The organism is Streptomyces sp. (assembly GCF_019510245.1).
Taxonomy (GTDB): domain Bacteria; phylum Actinomycetota; class Actinomycetes; order Streptomycetales; family Streptomycetaceae; genus Streptomyces.
Genome location: NZ_JAEKKT010000402.1, coordinates 1 through 2,684 on the forward strand (window position 1 = coordinate 1; position 2,684 = coordinate 2,684).

Consider the following 2,684-nt stretch of genomic DNA (forward strand, 5'->3'; position numbering starts at 1 on the left):
GACGACGTGACCGACCGGGAGATTCCCGAGCAGTATCTCGACGGCTATGACCGCATCCTGACGGACGTCTCGGCCACCGGCCGGCGCCTTACCCGGGAAGAGATCGCCTCGCGGCGTGCCCTTGGAGAACAGGCCGCCGAAGCCGGCCACGGACTGCGCGCCCTGATCAGCGCACACCTGACCGCCGCCCGCGCAGCCTGGCCGCACACGCCGGGCTCGACCGACTGCGCGCTGGCCACCGTCCAGCAAGTGATCGACGCCTTCGCCGAGGGTTACGAACGCGCCCAACTCCTGGCCGTACGCCAGGAAGAGGCGGCCCGCCGCGAGTTCATCGACGACCTCCTCTACGGCCGCAGCGACCTCGGCCGCCTCGCCGAGCGCGCCGAACGCTTCGGTCTGCGCCTGTCCCACGCGCACGCGGTCGCCGTAGCCCAAGGGCCTGCCGCTTACGACGAGGGCGACCCGGTGCCCCGGCAGGTGGAACGCGCGCTCATCTCCCGCTTCGGCGACCGCAGCGTCCTGCTCACCACCAAGGACGGCCGCCTGCTGTGCATCGCCCCCGGCCCCCAGGACGAGGTCCTCACCTACTTCGCCAAACAGGCACACGCCGCCACCGACGGCGGCCGCGTCGCCATCGGCCGCCCCCAGCCCGGCCCCGGCGGCGTCGTCCAGTCCTACGAAGAAGCCCTCAACGCCCTCGAACTCGCCGAACGCCTCGACCTCGACGACCCCGTGCTGCGCGCCGCCGACCTGCTGGTCTACCCGGTCCTCACCCGCGACCGCCAAGCAATGGCCGACCTCGTCCTCGACACCCTCCACCCTCTCACCACGAGCCGTGGCGGCGCCCAGCCCCTCCTCGACACCCTCACCGCCTACTTCGACTCCGGCTGCGTCGCCGCCGAGGCCGCACGCCGCCTCACCCTCAGCGTGCGAGCCCTGACCTACCGCCTGGAACGCATCCACAAACTCACCGGCGCCAACCCGGCCGATCCCGCCCACCGTTACATGCTCCAGACGGCGGTGATCGGCGCACGGCTGCTGGACTGGCCGGCCAAGGACCTCTGAGCCAGGTCGCATCGGGGGCGGGAGGTTCGTCGGCACGGGCTCGCGTTCGCCTGCGTGCAGAGGATGTGACGACGCGGGCATCCGCATCTCGCCGCTGCCGTGGAGGGGTTACGGCCACCAGCCCAGGCCGCGGAACACCTGCACGCGATCCGACCTGCAGGTGATCCGTTCCGCCGCCTGACGCACTGGTCGGTGAGGCGCTGTCATACCCCCGTGGGACCGTGAGGAGATGGACAAGCGGCGCGCGGTCGACGCCCGCTCCAGGGGGCATCCCCGTGCCGCCGGGCAGGCAGAGGTGCCCGCACGGCTGCGCGCCGCCCGGATCCGAGGAAGGCCGCGTCATGACCGACATCGACACACAGTTCCTGCGCAGCCTGTTCGACGAGGAAGGCAGCCTGCACACCGCCGGCCGCACGGCCCTGTACCGGCTCCACGGCCCGGAAGGCCTGCTCTACGTCGGCATCTCCACGTGCCCGCTCACGCGCATCCGCACCCACCTGCAACAACAGCCATGGGGCCGCCGCGTCATCGCCATCCAGATCGACTACCCCCAGGACGCACACGCAGCCGAACGTGAAGCCGTCCAAGCCGAACGGCCCCTGCACAACGTCGTCTTCAACGGGACAGCCCCTCCCCCACCACCCGACCGGGCCGCACGCCTGAGGTCCGAACTCGCCGCGCAGCAGCGGAGGCTGGAAGAACTCGAGGCGGCCGTACCCCAGTCCACGACCCACCTACGCCTCATCCTCCGCGGCATCACGGCAGCGCGTACAAAAGTCGCGGAACTGGCCAGAGAGGTCGAAGAAGCCGAGGCCGCACAACCCTCACCGGGACGACAGACGAGTCGGGCCAAGCCGTAGGCACCGTATGGGAATCCAACCAACACACGTCTCCCTCCCCGGCTGAAGCCAGGCCCCCCGGAGGCACCACACGGCCGCGGTCCAGTCGGCATCGATGCAGGTTAAGGCGCTTCGTGAACGCCAACACCTACTACCGCTGATCCGACGGATCGCCCGACCCGCGCAGGTGCGCGTCGATGAGAGCGAAGGTGGCGTCCGGCTGTTCGATCTGCGGAAGGTGGCCGGCCTTGGGGATGACTTCGAGTCGGCCGTCGCCGAATGCGTCGGCGTACGCGGCACCGTAGGCGGGGGTGACGATGCGGTCGCTCTCACCCCAGAGCAGAAGGGAAGGCACCTGGATCTTCCCGAGCCGGCCCAGCAACGTGGGGTCGTGCATGTAGGGATCGCCGGCGAGGATGCGCATGGTGGTCATGTTGGCTTGTCTGCGCGCGAGTTCTTCGGCCGGGAGGCCGGCCGGGTCGAGGTAGTAGCGGTCCGGGTCGTGCCAGGAGTATTCCGCGACGCCTCGGGCGTCAAGGGCGAAGAAGTCGGTGATGTGTTCGGTCTCCACTTGCACGCCCACCGCGTCGATCAGGACAAGGCCGGCGATGCTTCCCGCGCTGTCGCGTACGGCCATCTCGGCGGCGATCCAGCCCCCGAGGGAGGAGCCGACGACGAGAACATCGCGCAGTCCGCGGTCGCGCAGCATGTGCAGATAGGCGAGGGCAAGGTCGTCGATGCCCGTGAGCCAGGCAGGGCGGTGGGCGCCGTCCCATCCGG

The 2,684-nt window shown here is 70.2% G+C and carries 3 protein-coding genes; 2 read left to right on the forward strand and 1 reads right to left on the reverse strand.

What is annotated here, in order from left to right; all coding sequences use genetic code 11:
- Window positions 1-6 precede the first annotated feature (6 nt).
- Together JF597_RS52915 and JF597_RS52920 are read left to right on the forward strand one after the other, a co-directional pair.
- The gene (locus JF597_RS52915) at window positions 7-1,065 is read left to right on the forward strand and encodes a helix-turn-helix domain-containing protein (protein WP_294014110.1); all 1,059 of its coding nucleotides are present in this window, start codon (window positions 7-9) and stop codon (window positions 1,063-1,065) included.
- Between the two features lie 341 nt (window positions 1,066-1,406).
- Window positions 1,407-1,925 carry a GIY-YIG nuclease family protein gene (locus JF597_RS52920; RefSeq protein ID WP_294014106.1) on the forward strand — a complete coding sequence of 173 codons (519 nt, stop codon included), beginning with the start codon at window positions 1,407-1,409 and terminating at the stop codon, window positions 1,923-1,925.
- Window positions 1,926-2,055: 130 nt separating this feature from the next.
- On the opposite strand, the gene JF597_RS52925 is transcribed toward JF597_RS52920, so the two are convergent.
- Window positions 2,056-2,684 (reverse strand): alpha/beta fold hydrolase (locus JF597_RS52925; protein ID WP_294014108.1); only part of this gene is annotated, 629 nt, incomplete at its 5' end.